The sequence below is a fragment of the Candidatus Symbiopectobacterium sp. NZEC135 genome (assembly GCF_025962695.1).
The window spans coordinates 1-583 of record NZ_JAGFPF010001347.1; the positions used below are offsets into that span (position 1 = coordinate 1).

The 583-nt window shown below is 51.1% G+C and carries 1 pseudogene; it reads right to left on the reverse strand.

The annotated features are described in order from the left end of the window. Window positions 1–583 (reverse strand): annotated as a pseudogene (locus J5224_RS34195) (oxidoreductase); the annotation flags it as partial.

Consider the following 583-nt stretch of genomic DNA (forward strand, 5'->3'; position numbering starts at 1 on the left):
TGAGCGCCTGTGACGTGCGTTCATGCACCACCAGAAAATAGGAGCTCCAGGTCATCAATTCCCAGAACAGATAGAAATTACCGAAATCTCCTGCCGTGGTGACGCCGATAAGCGACCCTGCCATTAAAAACAGAAAGAAATAATAGCGATTGGCGTGTTTATCATTGCGCATGTAGCCCTGGGAGTAGATCACCACTACGGCTATCAGGCCAGCGAACAGGACGCTGAATAAATGCGACAGGCTGTCGCTGGCATCCATTTGCCACACGCCGTACAGTGTCGCCAGCGCAATAACGACGGCAGCCCGATCGCGTAATCGGGAATTAATTACTCCCACGCCATACAGTAAAAATCCGCCGACATAGGGCACTATTACCCAGTAATGCCAGGGGGTCTCGAAATTGGGTACTGCTGCGGTTATCGAGGGTGTCGCATAATGCTCGGCAAGATGCAATAACGGTTCTGGCGCAATACTGACCGCAATGGTGATTGCGGTCAGTAGCAGCATTATCAGCCAGCGCGGAGAAAGTAATGTGGCGAAATGAAAGGGCGCTAAAATGACATTCTCATCCCTCTCCAGACA